The organism is Streptomyces sp. NBC_01571 (assembly GCF_026339875.1).
GTDB lineage: Bacteria > Actinomycetota > Actinomycetes > Streptomycetales > Streptomycetaceae > Streptomyces.
This window is the reverse complement of record NZ_JAPEPZ010000001.1, coordinates 9,379,108-9,396,332: the sequence shown is the minus strand read 5'-3', so window position 1 is coordinate 9,396,332 and position 17,225 is coordinate 9,379,108. Positions and strand designations below refer to the sequence as shown.

Sequence of the window (17,225 nt, the reverse complement as noted above, 5' to 3'; positions counted from 1 at the left end):
TGAACTAGTCGCTCTCTTCAGTGCGGTGCTCGTCGGACTCACGTGCCGCGGCCGTGCCGTGCGGCGGGGCGCTGTCCCGGCCGGCCGTGGCGAAGGCGGCGAGGCCGGCGAAGGACGCGGCGGGGGGTACGGCGGCCACGGACTCCTCGGTGCGGCCCGCGGCGCCGGGGCGCGGATCCGGGACCCCGGTCCGTCTGCCGCGGCGCCGGGGAAGTCCGCCGGACGTGGTGTCCGCGCTCTCGTCACTCGTCGCGGCCCGGTCCGCGGCGGTCCCGGCGGCGGGGGCCGGGTCGGTGACCGTGACGGGCAGCGGGCTGAAGTACTTGTGCGGTACGACGACGACCACCGAGGTGCCGAGCCAGGGCGAGTCGGCGAAGGTGACCCGGATGCCGTAGCGGCGTGCCAGCGTGCCCACCACACGCAGGCCCAGGTTCGCGTCCTCCGAGATACCGCCGAGGCCCGGGCCGGCCGAGGTACCCGCGAGGGTGTGCACGGCCTCGTTCTTCTTCTCCTCGCTCAGCCCCTTGCCCGCGTCCTGGATCTCGATGCCGACCCCGTTGGGTACCTCCCGCCCGGAGACGACCACCGGTTCGGTGGGCGGCGAGTAGCGTGCCGCGTTGTCCAGGAGATGGGCGAAGAGCAGCGTGAGGTGGTCCACCAGGGCGCCGTCGACACCGAGTTCGGGCAGATGACGGACCTGGACGCGGCCGAAGTCCTTGATGCGGCCGATACCGCCGCGGACCACGCTGAGCAGCCGCTGCGGCTCCTGCCACTGACGTCCGGGCCGGTCCGAGCCGCCGAGCACGCCGATGCTGGCGGCGAGACAGTCGGCGGGGCCGATTTCCTGGTCCAGCTCCATCAGCCCACGGGCCACCGCGGGGAGCCGGCCGTGCTCACCCTGCATCTCGTGCAGACGGCCGCGCAGCTTGCTGGTCAGCACGTGCATACGGCTGCCGATGCTGATCACGGCCTGCTCGGCGGAGGTGGAGCGGTCGAACTCCGCCTCGACGCCGATCAGCGCGGTCCGCAGGATCTTCCGCAGCTCGGCACGGAGTTCGGGGCCGGCGTCCGTCTCCTGCGCGACCTCCGGCAGGATGTCGTCGATGGCCTCACCGGCCCGCAGCCGTTCGAGCGCGCCGGGAAGATACGTGTCACCAAGCCTGCCGACGACGGCCAGTTGCACCGCGAGCTGCTCCTGCCAGACCTGGGTCCGCGCGGCGATCCCGGTCTCGTGGGCCTCGGCCTGCTCGGCGATCCGCGCGTCGTGGGCCCGCGCCTGCTCGGCGAGGCGCGCCTCGTGGGTCCGGATCTCTTCCGCGAGCTGCGCCTCGTGGGTGCGGGCCTGTTCGGCGAGGCGCGCCTCGTAATCCTCGGACCGTTCGGCGAGGCGCGCCTCGTAACCCTCGGACGATTCGGCGACGCGTGCCTCGTGGCCGTCCGTCTGTTCCGCGACGCGGTTTTCGTAGGTCTGTGTCTGCTCGGCGAGACGGGTCTCGAAGGTGCGGGTCCGGTCGGCCAGTTGTGCGTCCAGGACCGCGCGTTCGGCGGCGAACTCCCGCTCCAGGTCCGCCACGTGCCGCTGCAACCGCTGGGACCGCTCCGCCCGTTCGCCGAGGATTTCGTCGGCGGCACGGCGCAGTTGGGACCGGGTGCGCAGGAGAAGCCGCACACAGATGGCGCCGGCCGTGGTGGCCGCCGTACCCGCGAACGCCGCGGGGATCTGGACCTGGTCGGGGCCGGCGACCGCGGTGGCGACGGTTCCGGCTCCCAGCGCGACCGGCATCAGCCACCAGCCGTACCAGGCGACGGGTGCCCGCGCCGCCGGGGGCGAAGTGGCAAGTTCCATCTGCATCCTTCAAAAGCAGCACGCTCGAACACAGGGGGGTGTGCGGGCGTCGTACAGGTCGCGCGCGCGGCACGGGACGAGCGAGTGTGTCCGCCTCAACTCGCCTTGTCCCAGGGGAGCTTATCGGGTTCTAGATCAAAAGGATCAACCCGGCGACGCAGAGCGGTGCGTATTCGATCACCCTCCGACAGGAGTGCTCGGTCGGGTGTCAGGTCCTGCGGAGAACGCGGTTGGCGCCCGCGGCGGCCGTCGTCGCGAGCAGCCAGCCCAGGCAGACGAGGACCACGGCCGCCCACTGCAGCCCGCCCCGTGGACTGAACGCCTGCTCCTGCCCGAAGTCGACGAGCGGCAGCACCAGGTCGAAGGTGTAGATGGCCGCCTGGAAGTGGGGCGGCTTGCCCGGGTCGACCGCTTGCGGGGGCCAGCGCGTGAACAGCAGGATCCCGCTGAGCATGATCGCGCACAGCCACCACACGGCGCGCATCGGCCGGTAGCCGTAGCCGACGGTGAGGTCCTGGAAGCCGCTCCACACGCGCCCCGGCCACGGCAGTGTGCCGCGCAGCCTGCGCTGCTGGGCGAGCAGCACCGTGCGGGCGTCACGGTCGTGGCCGTGCTGCCGGTAGGTGGCCGCGAGTTGTTCGTACGGCTGCGGGGTGAACCCCTCGGGGTCACGGGCGAGCAGCGGAAGCCGTTGCCGGGCGGGCAGTTGGGGCAGCAGGCTGTCGTAGACCATGCCGTCCATGCGCAGTGCCCTGGGCCAGGTCTCCGGGGTGGCGCTCAGCACGGTGACGCGGGTGTGGCTGAGGGACACCACGCCTTTGACGGGTTCCCGGAAGCGCAGGTCGAGTTCGGAGGCGGTGGAGCGCCGGCTGATGAGGGCCGGCTGTCCGGCGGGGGCGTCGATGAGACCGTCCTTGAAGCAGAACCGGCTGCGCACCGTGATGCTGCTCATGGAGAGCCTGCCGAGCGCGGTGAACCCGTCGCAGAGGTTGAACTCGGCTCCGACGTCTATGCCGTGGGCGCGCAGGGCCGGTCCGTGCACGGCGGAGAGCGAGGCGTCCTCGAAGAGGGCACCGCCGCCCACCCGGGCGTCGCACAGGTCGACGGTGCCCTCGGCGACGAGTCCGCCGCGGCAGTTCAGGTTGCCTCCTATGTGCAGCCGGTTGGCCTTGAGCGCCGTACCCGACGGGTTGCGCAGTGCGGCGCCCGTGAGCACGACGCTGCCGCGTACGGAGGTGTCCCGCAGGTCGGTGCAGCCGTCGACGGCGAAGCCCGAGCCGGCCTGGATGTCGCCGCCGATCGTGGCGCACAGGAGTTGCAGGGCGCGTTCGCCGCGACGCTCACCGCGCCCGGTCAGCCGGCTGTTCTCCAGGTGCAGGGTGCCGCCGATCGACGCGCCGTACAGGTCCGTCGGTCCCTCCACCCGGCACGCGGTGATCTCGCACTTCCCGCCGATGGTGACGCCGACCCCGGAGAGTCCGGGCAGCACGCAGTCGCGCAGTTCGAGGGCGCCCAGTGCCGCGCCGTCGAGCCAGGGGACCTGCTCGAAGCGGCAGTTGCGCATCCGCAGGGTCCCGGCGACGACGGCCTCGGCGAGGTCGAGCCTCCCGGTGATCCGTACGTCCCTGAGCCGCAGCCGGGGCAGGTGGCCCGGTTCGGCGGGCGGCGGCGCGAGCAGCAGCCTGCGGACGACCGCGGCCCGTACCTCGCCCCCGTCCGCGTACCACTCGCCCCTCCGGAAAGCGGCCCACATTCCCCGCTCACTCCCGCTCCATCCCCCTGGCGCGAGGCTGCCCGACACGTCAACTCCCCCTCCGGCAAAGGAATCCGCTGCATCGCCCTACCCAGGGGGCGCACGGGACAACCGGAGGCAGCCCGAGACTTCCTGGACAGCTGTCCGGCTATAGTGGACACCTGTCCAGGATTTTCGATCGCACGAGGGAGCTTGCTGACGATGGAGACGGTCGCGAACGTGCTGGTGGGCCTGGTGGCCGCGCTGCACGTGTACATCCTGGTGATGGAGATGTTCCTGTGGGAGAAGAAGCCGGGGCGGGGACTGCACGGCTTCGATCCGGAGATGGCCCGGGCGACCGCGCCGATGGCCGCCAACCAGGGGCTCTACAACGGCTTCCTCGCCGCCGGTCTGGTGTGGGGGCTGCTCGCGGCCGACCCGACGGGCTTCCGCGTGCGGGTCTTCTTCCTGGTGTGCGTGGTGATCGCCGGGGTGTACGGAGCGGTCACCGCGAACCGGCGCATCCTCTTCGCGCAGGCGCTGCCCGGCGCGCTCGCCCTGGCCGCCGTCCTCGTCGCCCGGTGACGCCCGAGGATCCCCGGGCGGCCCGCACCCGGGACAGGCTGCGGCGGGCACTGCTCGCGGAGTGCGCGGAGCGCCCGCTGGAGGAGGTCGGCGTCGCCGCGCTGGTGCGGCGCGCCGGAGTGGGCCGGGCCACGTTCTACCTGCACTACGCCGACCTGGAGGCGCTCGCGGTGGACACCTGCGCCGATGTCGTCCGCGAGGCCGTGGACGCGCTGCACGCGTGGCGCGGGCGGCCCGACCCGGTGTCGGCCCCGCCCGCGCTCCTCTCGTTCTTCACCGGCCTCGCGCCGCACGCCGGCCTCTACCGGGCCCTCCTGAGCCCCGGCGGCGGCGGCCCCCTGGGTCATGTCCTGCACCGGGACCTGCGCGCCCGCAGTCTGACCGAGCGGACCCTCGCGGGCGCCCCGGACGCCGCCCTCGTAGCCTCCGCGGTCGCCGCCACCTTCGCGGGGGTGCTCGCGGACTGGCTGCACGGTCTGCTGGTGGGCACTCCGGAGGAAGTCGCCCACCAGGTATGGCAGTTGCTGGTGACCCTGCACATGAGCCGGTGACACCCCACCGTGTCCTGCGTCCCGGGCCACGTCTCCACCGCGTGGGGCCGGCTCGACCGTCCGCTAGGGCAGGCGTGCTGCGAAAATCCCGCCCGCCTCGCGACGCCTGGCACGCCCTAGCCGTTCGTGGCAGTGGTCCTCTGCTCACCGAGCCAGTCGGTGAACGTCCGGGTGCCCCGCGGTCCGGGGCCGGTCGGAAGCAGGCCGCCACTGTTCATCCCGCCGGGAAGATACAGGGGCAGGACCGGGCGCCGGCGGACGCCGCCCGCGGCGATCCGGCGCCGGGCCATGTCGACCAGCGACTCCACCCGCGGGCCGGCGATCTCGGGGGCCATCCCCCGCGGCGATCCGAGGGCGAGGTCGGCGAGGGCTTCGGCCACCTCCCGTACGGCGACGGGCTGGAGCCGTCCCATCGGCACCATCGCGATCGGCCCGGGCAGGCTGCTCAGCAGCTGACCCGCGAAGTCGTGGAACTGGGTGGCCCGCAGAACGGTCCACGGCACCGGCCCGCCGCGGACGATCTCCTCCTGCCGCAGTTTGCCCGCGTAGTACGGGTTTTTGACCCTGTCGATCCCCACGATCGACAGGGTCACGAGATGCCGCACCCCCGCCCGCTCCGCCGCGCCGACGAGATGCCGACCCGCGGTGTCGAAGAAGTTCATCGCCACGGATCTGCGCATCGTGGTCACATTGCTGACGTCGACGACCGTCTCGGCGCCGGCCAGCGCCGCATCCAGCCCGGACCCGTTCAGCAGGTCGACGCCCTGCCCGCGGGACAGCACCACCGGCGTGTGCCCGCGCGCTCGTAGCACTTCCACGACGAGCCGCCCGGCGACTCCTGTACCGCCGGCCACCGCGATCTTCATGACTGCTCCCGTCCCACTTGACGTTGTACAAGTACATGACAGCGGAGACCCCGAGACTGTGACGTCCTGGCCCGTGACCATGGTCGGCCCCTTCCGCTTCGGGTGCCGTTCGGACCGGATCCGCTCAGGCGTTGCCGACGTCACAAATCAGGCGCATAAGCGGTCATACCTGGAAAGCCCGCGACTGCGCCGTGCTCGGAGCGCACACATGGACCCCACAAGGCGTCGATGTGCGGCGCTTCCCATGACCGGTTCGCGAGCGAGCTTCGGAGCCCGCCTCTCCGCGCAGGAACGCCGTTCCCCGTCCGGGGACTTCGCACGGGATCCGCAGTGACTGCCCGTGCACCGCCTGTGCGCTCGACAAGCCGGGCAGTGGTCCCCGACCCGTTAGGAACAGTGCGTGATCACTTCACCGCCCCTCCCCCACCCCGCCGCGGCCTCCCGGTGGAATGCCGACCTCGTCCCGGGTGCCGGCCGGGCCGGTACCAGCCGCGGTTCCCTGCCGTCACGTCTGCGGCTGGTCGCCGTACTCCTGGCTCTGGTGGGCGTCATCGTCCTCGGCGGCGCGTACGTCCCGGCCGTCGGCTGGGTGACCCTGCTCGCCGCCGTCTCGACGGTGGCGGCGACCCTCGCCGGCCCGACGCTCAGCGCAGGAGTCGTCCTCGTGTCGGGTACGGCCCGAATCGGCCTCGACCTCGGTTGCCCTCGGCTACTGTTCGCCACTGTCCCGCGGTCCGTCACCATGCTCGTCGTCTGCGCGGTCGTCATCCTCTTCTGCGCCCTGCGACAGCGTCACCGCACGGAAGTGAACACCCTTCGCGCCGTCTCGGAAATCGCGCAGAGGGTCGTCATGCGTCCCCTCCCCGGCCGGCTCGGCCCGCTGCGTGTCGCAGCCACCTATCAGGCGTCCGACGCGCACGCCACGGTCGGCAGCGACCTCTACGGCGCCGTCCGCATCCCTGGTGCCACGCGGGTCCTGATCGGCGACGTGCGCGGCAAGGGGCTGCAGGGCATACACGAGGTGGCGGCCGCACTCGGCGCGTTCAGGGAAGCCGCCCGCTGCTACCCCACCCTCCCGGAAGTGGCCGCTCACCTCGAGGCCAGCATCCGCAGCCACCTGGAAGAGGTCGTCGAAACCGACCAGGAGGCCGGCGAACGCTTCGTCACCGCTCTGCTGCTGGAGATCCCCGACGACCATCCGGTGGTGCACGCGGTCAGCTGCGGCCATCCCGCGCCCCTGCTCTCGGACAGAGGCCGCGCAACCCTCCTGAAGCCTCAGCGATGCAGCCCGCCCCTGGGCCTGGGAAGTTCCTCCGCCCGCGACCACCACCAGGACACCTTCCCCTTCGCCGCCGAAGACGTCCTGATGCTCTACACCGACGGCATCACCGAAGCCCGCGACGGGTCAGGCGCCTTCTACCCCCTGAAGGAGCGGGTCGCCTCCTGGGCCGGCACCGGCCCCGAGCAACTCCTCCGGTACGTCCAGGGCGACCTCTCCCGTCACATCAGCGGCCCCTTGGGCGACGACGCCGCCATGATCGCCCTCCAGCGAACACCCGCCTCCACGACATCCCGGGTACGTGACCCGGAAACGGCGGGAACGGCAGCCCTGGCGCGTGCGGGCCACCCCGGCGATTCCGCTCCCAGCTCGCCGCAGGCCGCGCCCCCACCGACGAGGACGGAGAAGCCCATGGGGAAAGATCAGGCCGTTCCCCCCGAGCCGTCCCGTGGTCGCTCCACGGGGGTCACCCGGAACGCGGCGCGCCATCGCGTCCTTGTGCTGATGTTCGACGGGGTGCAGTCGCTCGACGTCACCGGGCCCTTGGACGTGTACGCCGCGGCCAACGAGCTCGGCGGCGACTACCGGCTGACCACCGCCTCCCTCGACGGGCGGCCGGTGCGCACCACCGCCGGGCTCCGGCTCGTACCGGACAGGGCGCTGGGCGACGTCGATTCCGGCGTCGACACACTCGTCGTCCCCGGGGGTCCCCAGTGGTGGGAGGCGGTCGCCGATCCACCGCTCGTCGAGGGCATCACGCGGCTCGCCGACAGGTCCCGCACCGCCACGGTCGCGGCCGTCTGCGCCGGCACGTTCCCTCTGGCCGAGACCGGGCTGCTGGACGGGCGGCGGGCCGCCACCCACTGGAAACTCGCCGCGGACCTCGCCGCCCGCTATCCCCGCGTCCGGGTGGACTCCGAGGCGATCTTCGTCAGGGACGGCAGATTCATCACCTCTGCCGGGATCACCGCCGGCATCGATCTGACGCTGTCGCTCGTCGAGTCCGACCTGGGTCCGGACGTCGCCCGGGCGGCCGCCAAGCACCTGGTGGTCTTCATGGCACGGCCCGGCGGACAGTCCCAGTTCAGCGTGCGTCAGCAGTCCCTTCGCCCCGCGAACTCACCGTTGCGTGACGTCCTGGACCGGGTGGCAGCCGACCCTCGGGGTGACCACAGTCTGCAGGCACTGGCCGACAGAGCGGCATTGAGCTCACGGCACCTGACCCGGCTGTTCCGTACGGAGATCGGCACCACGGCCGGCGAGTACGTGAAAGGCATCCGCCTGGAGGCGGCACAGGCGCTCCTCGAGGGCGGGGACGAACCGCTCGACACCGTCGCGCGACGCAGCGGATTCCGTACGGAGGAGACCATGCGGCGGGCCTTCCGCAGCCGGCTCGGGGTGAGCCCCGGCACCTACCGGGACCGCTTCCGCACCACGCGCCCGGCCACCGCCCCCGGCGCCGGAAGTCGAGCGGTGTCCACCGACTTCGGCGTCCCGGCCGGGTGCCTGGAATCGTCGGCCACCGCGGACTCCTCGTGACCCGTGACCCATGACCCATGACCCGCGGGTCGTTCCGGACACGGACAGTTCCGAGGAGCAGTGACCTGTTCCGGGTGTGACCATGCGGTCACGGCGTCATGTGCCGTGCAGGTTCCGCGACGGCGCACCGCGTGATTCCCGCCTCCGCTCCGCCGCTCTGCCGCTCGTAAGCCCTCCCCTGCGCGTGGCCGGGCAGAGCGGAACCGGTGTACGCCGTCCGCGAGGCCGGCCCGGCCCCGGTGGAAACCCCCTCCGACCGGCTCTCCTCCCATCATGCAGGGCGACACCGGCGCCGACCCGGTGCGTGCAGGACATCGGTGCCACGGATCAGGTCATCCGGGTGGCACATGGTTGAGCACCACCGGTCCGAGGGCTCTCCGTGGATTCCGGAGACACCCTCCTCCGACAGCACGTCTTCGCGGAGGAGGGTGTCTCCGAGGCGTTCAGGACCGCCGCCCCAGCGTGACCTTCCCGAGCACGTCCTGCAGTATCTGCTGCACTTCGATGCGCTCGATCCGGCCGACGACGCCGGCCTGTCCCCAACCAGCCCTCTCCGGAGCGCTGTCGGCGCGCTCAAGCGCCGCGTGAGACGCCTGGCAGGAATCGAGGGCGTGATCCACGACGTAGTACCGCCAGACGGGCAGCCCGTCCGTGGTGCGCGTCTCAAGACCCACCAGCCACATCTCAGGGGGAGGTGGCGGAGCCCACTCTTCGGCAGCCGGGCTGTGGACGGAGAACCCCGGATCGGAGAAGGAGCCGTCGGCGTCCTGTGGATGCTCCGACGAGGAAACGGTCTCGTACGCACCTCGGCAGATGCATGTGTCCGCCTCGAGCAACATGGCGTCTCGCCTCCCGTCCTCGGGTTCGCGCGGCACCGGGGTGCCACGGCGTTCAGTCCAAGCTGCGGTAGCACATCGGGCTGACTGATTTTTCTGCGTATACCTCAATGACTGGGTGGCACGCCGATCTGTGACAGCCGTCACATCGACGATCGCGGCAAAGGCCGACCGATCACGGTGGCGGTGTCTGACGCCGGACACCGCCCACCCACCCACGCGTCCGCCGGCCATGGCGACGTCGCGGGGGGCTCAACAGGTCGAGCTCTCCGGCCGGGTTGCCGTGCGCCGTTTGTGGTGGAGACGGGCGGAGACAAGGGCGCAGGCGAGTGAGAGCAGCAGCAGGACGGCGATGGCCGGGTTGATGTAGCGGGGGATCACGACGGAGTAGTCGTGGCCGTTCGATGCCTCGCACACGAGGCGAAGGGGAATGAAGTCACCCCTGCGGCCGATCAGGTTAGGTACTCCTGCGGGGCGCGCCCGCTCGCACGCCTCCGCCTGTTCCTGGTCTTCGAGGAAGAGGACGTGGAGGCATCCCCAGACGTAGAGGGCCAGCGCCACGGTGACGGTCGTCAGGGACGCGTCCCGCCATACGGCCGTCGGGGTGCGCCGCCGGCGGGCCTGCCGCGTGCACCGTGAACAGAGGTAGACGGTGGCGGCCGTCAAGGTCGCTGCCCCGGCCAGCAGAACGGCGCTGAGCACCACGAAGTCGTGCCCCTGCCAGGGATTCGATGCCGTGTCCACTACCAGTCGAACCCCCCGAACGATGCTGCTGCCGTGGTCGCACTCACACTGCTCGTGCACGCCGCTGTCGCAGAGGACATGCCCGCGATAAATCCACACAGCATGCCCGTTGTTCGGGCCGCTGCCGGGCCATATTCGCATGTCGCCGCCGTCGGGGGCCCGAGAACGCGGACTACCGGACAACCTGGGGGATGACTCCGCACCGTCTCCGCCGGGCGGGGTGACGTCCAGAGCAGACAGCCGCCCGATGTCACAACTGGCCCGGTTCGCCGGTCATACGGTGGTCGGCGCTTCGAGGCCGTGACATCCGTTGTCCTGCTCGAGCGCCCGACCGTAGGGTACTTGACGACCTTTCATACCGGATTTCCGTAAGGAACAGCATCTTGCATCAGAGGAAGAAGCGGCTGCGGGTCTCGGCCGTGATCGCCGCCGGCACACTGGCCGCAGCCGGCCTGGCCACCCTCCCCTTCACCGCACTTGCCGACACCCCGGCCGATCCGGCCCACACCACCCGGCAGCAGGACTTCGCCGCCGCCGCCACGCAGTACCACATCCCCCTCAACGTCCTGCTCGGCCTCGCCTACCAGGAGTCCGGCTGGCAGTCGCACGGCGAACTGCCCAGCACCGACGGCGGCTTCGGACCCCTGCACCTCACCGACGTCACCCCCGCCATGATGGCCGCCGGCGACGCCGGCGCCACCGGCCGCAGCGACCTCACCACCCTCGCCGCGAACCCCGCCCTGCACACCCTGCAGGCCGCCGCGAAACTCACCGGCCTGCCCGCCGACACCCTCCGCAAGGACCCCGCCGCGAACATCCGCGGCGGCGCCGCACTCCTCGCCTCGTACCAGAAACACCTGACCGGCAGCACACCACCGGACGCCGCCCAGTGGTACGGCGCCGTGGCCCGCTACAGCCAGTCCACACAGAAGCAGGCAGCCGCACGCTTCGCCAACCGGGTCTTCGACACCATCCGCGAAGGCGCCACCGCCACCACCGACAACGGCCAGCGAGTCCGGCTGACAGCCACCCCCTCGATCCACCCCGCAGACACGCAGGTGGACGAGCTGCACCTGAAGACGGCGGCCACCACCGCCACCGACACCGAATGCCCGCCCACCGTGGACTGCACGTTCGTGCCCGGCTCCGCGGCCGGCGGCCAGGTCTCCAACCGGCCCGCCAACGGCATCCGCATCGACACCATCGTCATCCACGACCTGGAATCCACCTACCAGGCCGGCATCAACACCCTCGCCGACCCCAAGAACGCCGCCTCCACCCACTACGTCATGCGGTCCGCAGACGGCGCGGTCACCCAGATGGTGCCCACCAAGGACATCGCCTTCCAGGCCGGGAACTACTCCACCAACCTGCACTCCATCGGCATCGAGCACGAGGGCTACGCCGCCCAGGGCGCCACCTGGTACACCGAAGCCCAGTACGAAGCCACCGCCGACCTCGTGACCTACCTCGCCGACCGATTCCGGATACCCCTGGACCGGCAGCACATCATCGGCCATGACAACGTTGCCGGACCCAACTCCTCACTCGTCTCCGGCATGCACTGGGACCCCGGCAACGGCTGGGACTGGGACCACTTCATGCGCCTGCTCGGCCACCCCCTCAGCGGACCGCACACCCCGCCCACCATCGGCTCGGTCGTGACCATCGACCCGACCTTCGCCGACAACGTGCAGAACGTCAACATCTGCCCCGCCGACGACCCCACCGGCAACACCCCCGCCTGCACCGACACACCACAGGCCTCCAACTTCGTCTACCTGCGCACCGCCCCCGACGCCACCGCCCCCCTCTTCGCCGACCAGGCCATCCACCCCACCGGCCCCGGCACCAACCGGATCAACGACTGGGGCAGCACCGCCCAGACCGGCCAGCAGTTCGTCGTCGCCGACGTACAGAACGACTGGACCGCCATCTGGTACAGCGGCGCCAAGGTCTGGTTCCACAACCCCGACGGCCAGAACACCAGATGCGCCTACGGCGTGAAAATCATCAAGGCCGCAGGCACCACCCCCGTAGCCGTCTACGGCTCCAGCTACCCCGACAAATCCGAATACCCCGCCGGCCTCGGCGCCTCCGCCCAGGCCCCCCTCAGCATGTACACCGTCCCCGCGGGCCAGGCCTACGTCGCCACCCAGCCCCCCGCCGCCACCGACGACTACTTCACCTCCGGAACCGTCGTCATCGGCGCCAAGAAGATGTACACCATCCAGTACAACCACCGCGTAGCACTCGTCTACGCCAACGACACCACCGCCACCACCGCCATCCACCACTGGGAAGACAGCGGAAACTGACCACCAGCACCCCATAGGCGAGGGGCCCGGCCCGGTGACACACCACCAGGCCGGGCCCCTCACCCGTACCAAGCCCGGAGTGGGACTCGTATGTCCGCCACCACTCCGGGCGATCAGCTCAGCCGGTACGGTCCGGGCCCGCGTCGACCACGACCATCCGGCAACGTGCGCCGACGGTCACCCGCGGAGTTCGGGTTCGATGTACTCGAAGGTCGGACCGGCTGTCGTGTCGTCTCCGTCGGGCGTCTGCATCAGGTTCTGCGCCTGTGCCTTGAGCGCGTACATCGTGCCGGTCGCGGCCCCCAGCATCTTGGGGCTGCCGTTGAACGCCTGGTCCAGTTGCTGGAGCAGCACGCAGTACGTCTTGTTGAACTGTTCTTGGGCAGTACGGATCGGGCTGCCCAGAGGGTGATCCGCCATCCGCGGATTGGGGCGCATCGGGTAGACACCCTCGGGATCGACCACGACTGCTTCACCCGTGGGTCCGGACCGCGGCGTGTCACCCCGCTGGTAGCGACGGCCCGCCTTGAGTTCCTGGAACCGGTAGTAGTGGGCGACTTCGTCGCGGTCGGTGTGGAAGATGTCCTCGTCACCGTCCCAGACCTCGCCGCGGGACGTGCCCTCGCCCTGCTCGACGATCTCTGTCAGTGCCGCCAGGGCCGAGTCGAGATCGGTGACCGCGGCCATCCGGCCGCCCGTGTGCATGAAGGGGCCGGCGACGGCCTGGCGGGCGGGATCGCCGCAGAAGACCGCCTGCTCGCCGAGTTCGGCGCACAGGTGGCGCAGTCCTTGCTCGATCGCGTCGTAGAACTGCCCGATCGTCTCGTAGTCGTCGCCCTCGGCGGGAGCACCGGCCCGCGCGGGCTGCTCGAGGCGGAGGAACATCTCAAGCGCTTCCGGCCCGAACGGAACCAGTGACATTTCCAGCGAGCGATCGCCGTGCGGCAGGGGCCGGGGATGGCGGGGCAGCAACCGCGGCGTGTCCAGGCGAGGTCGACCGCCGACCGCGTTGAGGAGGTTCGCCGCCAGGGCCAGGTGGATCATCTCCTCGACGAAGACACCGCTCACCACCTGAACCGCCTCAGCGTTCCTCGACGGGTCCAGCGAGTAGAGGGCGCAGAGGTAGGGCGGCAGTGTGGCGTGTTCCAGTTCGATCGCCCATTGCAGGTGCTCACGAAGGCTTTCGAGCGTCGTTATCGGTGCCGGTGCACGTGTCGCGGTGAGGTCAGGCTGTTCTGGATGAGGCACAGGTTCTTCTCACTTCGGCTGTTCCAGAGGGGTAAGTACCGTGGTGAAGACCGGGATTCAGGCCGTTCACCGGGACAGCGGGGTGTCTCCGGTCGGCGCCGGCAGGACGGCTCGTACGGCCGAAGGGTGCGGCGAGCTCGTCGGTCGGGATGGTCGGTACCGCCCGCTGACCGCGATCTTCACGACGCCTCCCCCCGCCTGCCGGGACACCCGTCACTGTCAGATCCTCAGCTATGACAGGACCGCCGCCCGATCTGTGACAGCCCCGTTCAGATCGGTGGCGATCTGCACCTTTTCGGTGGCTGTGAGCGGGAGCATCAGCTGGCTCGCCTCGCCAGGGGCGGCGACGACCCGAGTGGGCGTCGGGGGCCGGAAGAGGCCCCCCTTACTCGGACAATTTTTGTCCGTGAGAATATTTGCGCCGTGGCAGTCGTGAACTGGAGGTCACCTATGCACGCCGGGGATGACGCAGACTCCCTCGACCGGGCGACGAGGGATTTCGTCGCGGCCCGTCCCCAGCTCTTCGGGATCGCGTACCGCGTGCTCGGCAGCGCCGTGGAGGCCGAGGACATCGTGCAGGAGGCCTGGCTGCGGTGGCAGAGCACCGACCGCACCGACATCCGCGAGCCGGCGGCCTTCCTGGCCACGGTCACCGCCCGCCTGGCCATCAACCTCGCGCAGTCCGCCAGGGTACGGCGTGAGACGTACATCGGGCCCTGGCTGCCGGAACCGGTAGACACCAGCCTCGACCCCCAACTGGGCGCGGAACGGGCCGAGGCACTCGACCTGGCCGTCCTCTTCCTCCTGGAGAAACTGAACCCGGTGGAACGGGCCGCCTACGTCCTGCGGGAAGCCTTCGCCTACCCGTACGGACAGATCGCCGACATCCTCGAGACCAGCGAGGCCAACACGCGACAACTGGTCAGCCGCGCCCGCAAACACCTCTCCGCGGAACGCAAGGAGCCCGTCAGTCCCGACGCCCACCGCAGGCTGCTGGAGGTCTTCCTCGTCGCGGCACAGACCGGCAGCCTCTCGGCGCTCGAGGAAGTACTCAGCGCCGACGTGGTCAGCTACGCCGACGGCGGAGGCATCCGCGGGGCCTCCAAGATCCCGGTCGTCGGCCGCCCCCACGTCAGCAAATACCTCGTCGCCTTCGCCCCGCGGTTCTGGCCCGGGACGGACATCCGCTGGGTCGAGAGCAACGGCAGCCCTGCCGTCCTCGTCTCCTCCCACGGAAACCCCGTCGTCCTGCTCTCCGTGGACGCCTCGGAACATGGCATCGAACGCATCATGTGGGTCATGAACCCCGACAAACTCGGCCCCTACGCGGCGTCTCTGGGCCAGTGAGGGTCCGCGTGCGGGCAGTCGCGCCCGTGAGTGGCGACGGAACCAGCCCTCGGGCCGCGACGGTCAGTGGACCATGAGCAGCAGCATGACGGCCGTCCCGAGGGCCGTCGTTCCTTCCCAGAAGCGGCCGTACAGCTCCCTGTCGGTGGAGATGTCGCTGCTCCCGGCTGCGCGCAGTGTGGGCATGTCCCGGGTCAGCAACCTCAGCGCATGGGTGAGGAGATACAGAGCGAGTACTGCGGTGACCGTCTCGTCGCCCTTCATCTGCCCTACGGGGTGCGCCGAGTGATGCGCCGGCACCGGCGCTCCGCCCAGGGCCTCGTGCGGCTCGGCCGCCCCGGGACGGGTCATCCAGCCCATCGCGGCCATGCCGACCGCGTACGGAAGCCGCGTGGCGGCTGCGGCCGGCTCGGACTCCTGGCGGCCGCTCACCGCGGTCAACGGGTACCACAGCGCGGCGGCGGCGAAGAAGGCCGTCTGCGCCCCTTCGGGCAACCCGCGGCCCAGGTCAAACCACGGCATCACCGCCATGACCAGGGCCATGGCGGTGTGCAGAAGACGGTCGACGCGGCTGCGCCACCCCGAACGCCGTGACAGGACATCGTGCCGCAGCCCGTGGACGGCCGCGGCCACGAAGAGCGGTGTCAGCATGCAGTAGATGGCATCGGAGGCACTCATGCCTTGCCGCGCCCTCCCACGAGCGGACGGTTCCATCAGAGAGCGCGTGAGTGGGGCGCGGGGTCAGGCAGTGGGGCGGGGGGCCCGCAGGTGGGCGCGCTGGGCGAGCTCTTCCTCGTCGACCAGTTCGAGCATGGGCCTGCCCGGCGCGCACAGCATGGTCACCACGAAGCGGGTGCCGGCGTCGGCCAGCGCGTTGCCGTCCTGGTAGTGGATGGCGTCGCCGCCCGGCTCCCAGAACGTACCGCCGGCTTCGATGACGCGCTCGGGCTCACCTTCGAGCTCGAAGCGGACCGCCCCCTCGATGACGTACCCGAACGCCGGGCCCGAGTGGCGGTGCGGAGGGGTTCCCGGGTCGCCGGGCTCCCATTCGACGTGGATCGTCATCGCCGAGGCACCTTCGGGGACGGTGATCGGTGACGCGTCCTGCAGCATCCTCGCCGCCCGCGTCCAGCTCGGCCCGTCCTCGCCGTTCCCGTGTCCGTGTCCGCCGTGCCCGTGGTCGTGAACGTTCGCCGCATCCTTGTCCGACACTGGTCGCACCTTCCGTAGGTCATCCACAAAGCCATGGGCGGCACACCGTCCACCGGACACGAGGCCACGTCTCCGGCTCCCACGACTGTTTCCCCGTGATGACCGGGCGGGCCGTGGATCTGTGACACAAGTCAGGGCCTGGTCGTGCCCGGTTCCGCGTGGTCGGCGGCATGTCGTGCGGTGACGGAACGCGCCGGCTCCACTCCCCTCAGCAGCACTGAGCGGCACTACGAGTGCGGTGTCACAGGGACCGCCACTGTCCTGTCTTTGTCGGTACAGCCGCTGTCACCTTGTGCAGACGAGCCCTTGTCCGGGTGGACCACCTCGGCGGCCGCGGCGCGATGCACAGTGGCACCTATCCGAGAGGAACCCATCATGAAGGTTGTAGTCATTGGCGGAACCGGACTCATAGGCTCGAAGCTGGTGAGCAAGCTCGCCGAGCACGGCCACGAGGCGGTGCCGGCCTCTCCCAACAGCGGTGTGAACACGCTGACGGGTGAGGGCGTGGCCGAGGTCCTGCGCGGAGCCCAGGTGGTGGTGGACGTCTCCAACTCCCCCTCCTTCGCGGACGACGACGTCATGGAGTTCTTCCGTACCTCGACCACGAACCTCCTGAAGGCCGAGAAGGAGGCCGGTGTGACCCACCATGTCGCGCTGTCCGTGGTCGGCACCGAACGCCTGCAGGAGAGCGGCTACTTCCGTGCCAAGCAGGTACAGGAGGAGCTGATCAAGGAGTCGGGGATTCCCTACTCCATCGTTCACGCCACGCAGTTCTTCGAGTTCATGAAGGGCATCGCGGAGTCGGCCACCCAGGGCCACACCGTGCATCTCGCCCCGGTCGGGATCCGGCCCGTCTACTCCGACGACGTCGCCGCCGCGGTGGGCGCCACCGCCGTCGGCACACCGGTCGACGGCGTGGTCGAGGTGGCCGGCCCCGACACGTTCCGGCTGGACGAGCTGATCGGCAAGGGCCTCGCCGCCAAGAACGACCCCCGCACGGTCGTGGCGGACCCCAAGGCTCCCTACTTCGGGGCCCAGCTGCAGGACACCACCCTGCTCCCCGGCCCCGACGTCCGTCTCGGCAAGGTGCGTTTCGCCGACTGGGTCGCCCAGCAGCAGTAG

The 17,225-nt window shown here is 70.5% G+C and carries 14 protein-coding genes and 1 pseudogene; 7 read left to right on the top strand and 8 right to left on the bottom strand.

Features of this window, described 5'->3' with window-relative positions:
• Positions 1–4: 4 nt before the first annotated feature.
• On the bottom strand, positions 5–1,852 hold the full coding sequence (locus tag OHB41_RS41955) for a sensor histidine kinase (protein WP_526025017.1): 1,848 nt from the start codon (positions 1,850–1,852) through the stop codon (positions 5–7).
• 202 nt (positions 1,853–2,054) lie between these two features.
• Positions 2,055–3,599, bottom strand: a complete 1,545-nt coding sequence (locus tag OHB41_RS41950) for an oxidoreductase (protein ID WP_266705208.1) — start codon at positions 3,597–3,599, stop codon at positions 2,055–2,057.
• Positions 3,600–3,800: 201 nt separating this feature from the next.
• On the opposite strand from OHB41_RS41950, the gene OHB41_RS41945 reads away from it, so the two are divergent.
• On the top strand, positions 3,801–4,163 hold the full coding sequence (locus OHB41_RS41945; protein WP_266705206.1) for a DUF1304 domain-containing protein: 363 nt from the start codon (positions 3,801–3,803) through the stop codon (positions 4,161–4,163).
• Positions 4,160–4,714 (top strand): TetR/AcrR family transcriptional regulator, encoded by a 555-nt coding sequence (locus tag OHB41_RS41940; RefSeq protein ID WP_266705205.1) that lies wholly within the window; start codon positions 4,160–4,162, stop codon positions 4,712–4,714. The genes OHB41_RS41945 and OHB41_RS41940 overlap by 4 nt, the downstream gene beginning before the upstream one ends.
• A gap of 116 nt (positions 4,715–4,830) precedes the next feature.
• On the opposite strand, the gene OHB41_RS41935 is transcribed toward OHB41_RS41940, so the two are convergent.
• A complete protein-coding gene (locus OHB41_RS41935) occupies positions 4,831–5,580 on the bottom strand; it encodes an SDR family oxidoreductase (RefSeq protein ID WP_266705204.1) in 750 nt (249 codons plus the stop codon).
• A gap of 742 nt (positions 5,581–6,322) precedes the next feature.
• Here OHB41_RS41935 and OHB41_RS52780 point away from each other — a divergent pair.
• Positions 6,323–7,120 (top strand): annotated as a pseudogene (locus tag OHB41_RS52780) (PP2C family protein-serine/threonine phosphatase); the annotation flags it as partial.
• Positions 7,121–7,357: 237 nt separating this feature from the next.
• The gene (locus OHB41_RS52775; RefSeq protein ID WP_266706535.1) at positions 7,358–8,398 is read left to right on the top strand and encodes a DJ-1/PfpI family protein; all 1,041 of its coding nucleotides are present in this window, start codon (positions 7,358–7,360) and stop codon (positions 8,396–8,398) included.
• Between the two features lie 443 nt (positions 8,399–8,841).
• On the opposite strand, the gene OHB41_RS41920 is transcribed toward OHB41_RS52775, so the two are convergent.
• Complete coding sequence (locus OHB41_RS41920; RefSeq protein ID WP_266705203.1) at positions 8,842–9,237, bottom strand: hypothetical protein; 396 nt, start codon at positions 9,235–9,237, stop codon at positions 8,842–8,844.
• 249 nt (positions 9,238–9,486) lie between these two features.
• The gene (locus tag OHB41_RS41915) at positions 9,487–9,978 is read right to left on the bottom strand and encodes a hypothetical protein (protein WP_266705202.1); all 492 of its coding nucleotides are present in this window, start codon (positions 9,976–9,978) and stop codon (positions 9,487–9,489) included.
• Positions 9,979–10,361: 383 nt separating this feature from the next.
• On the opposite strand from OHB41_RS41915, the gene OHB41_RS41910 reads away from it, so the two are divergent.
• Positions 10,362–12,296 (top strand): N-acetylmuramoyl-L-alanine amidase, encoded by a 1,935-nt coding sequence (locus tag OHB41_RS41910; protein WP_266705200.1) that lies wholly within the window; start codon positions 10,362–10,364, stop codon positions 12,294–12,296.
• Between the two features lie 177 nt (positions 12,297–12,473).
• On the opposite strand, the gene OHB41_RS41905 is transcribed toward OHB41_RS41910, so the two are convergent.
• Positions 12,474–13,544: a ferritin-like domain-containing protein gene (locus OHB41_RS41905; RefSeq protein WP_266705198.1), complete on the bottom strand. Its 1,071-nt coding sequence runs from the start codon at positions 13,542–13,544 to the stop codon at positions 12,474–12,476.
• A 450-nt stretch (positions 13,545–13,994) separates the two neighbouring features.
• Here OHB41_RS41905 and OHB41_RS41900 point away from each other — a divergent pair, with 450 nt between their 5' ends.
• Positions 13,995–14,891 (top strand): RNA polymerase sigma-70 factor, encoded by an 897-nt coding sequence (locus tag OHB41_RS41900; RefSeq protein WP_266705196.1) that lies wholly within the window; start codon positions 13,995–13,997, stop codon positions 14,889–14,891.
• A 63-nt stretch (positions 14,892–14,954) separates the two neighbouring features.
• Here the strand turns inward: OHB41_RS41900 and OHB41_RS41895 are convergent, their stop codons facing one another.
• Positions 14,955–15,569 (bottom strand): DUF5134 domain-containing protein, encoded by a 615-nt coding sequence (locus OHB41_RS41895; RefSeq protein WP_266705194.1) that lies wholly within the window; start codon positions 15,567–15,569, stop codon positions 14,955–14,957.
• Between the two features lie 63 nt (positions 15,570–15,632).
• A complete protein-coding gene (locus OHB41_RS41890; RefSeq protein ID WP_266706533.1) occupies positions 15,633–16,004 on the bottom strand; it encodes a cupin domain-containing protein in 372 nt (123 codons plus the stop codon).
• Between the two features lie 474 nt (positions 16,005–16,478).
• Here OHB41_RS41890 and OHB41_RS41885 point away from each other — a divergent pair, with 474 nt between their 5' ends.
• A complete protein-coding gene (locus tag OHB41_RS41885) occupies positions 16,479–17,225 on the top strand; it encodes an SDR family oxidoreductase (protein ID WP_266705193.1) in 747 nt (248 codons plus the stop codon).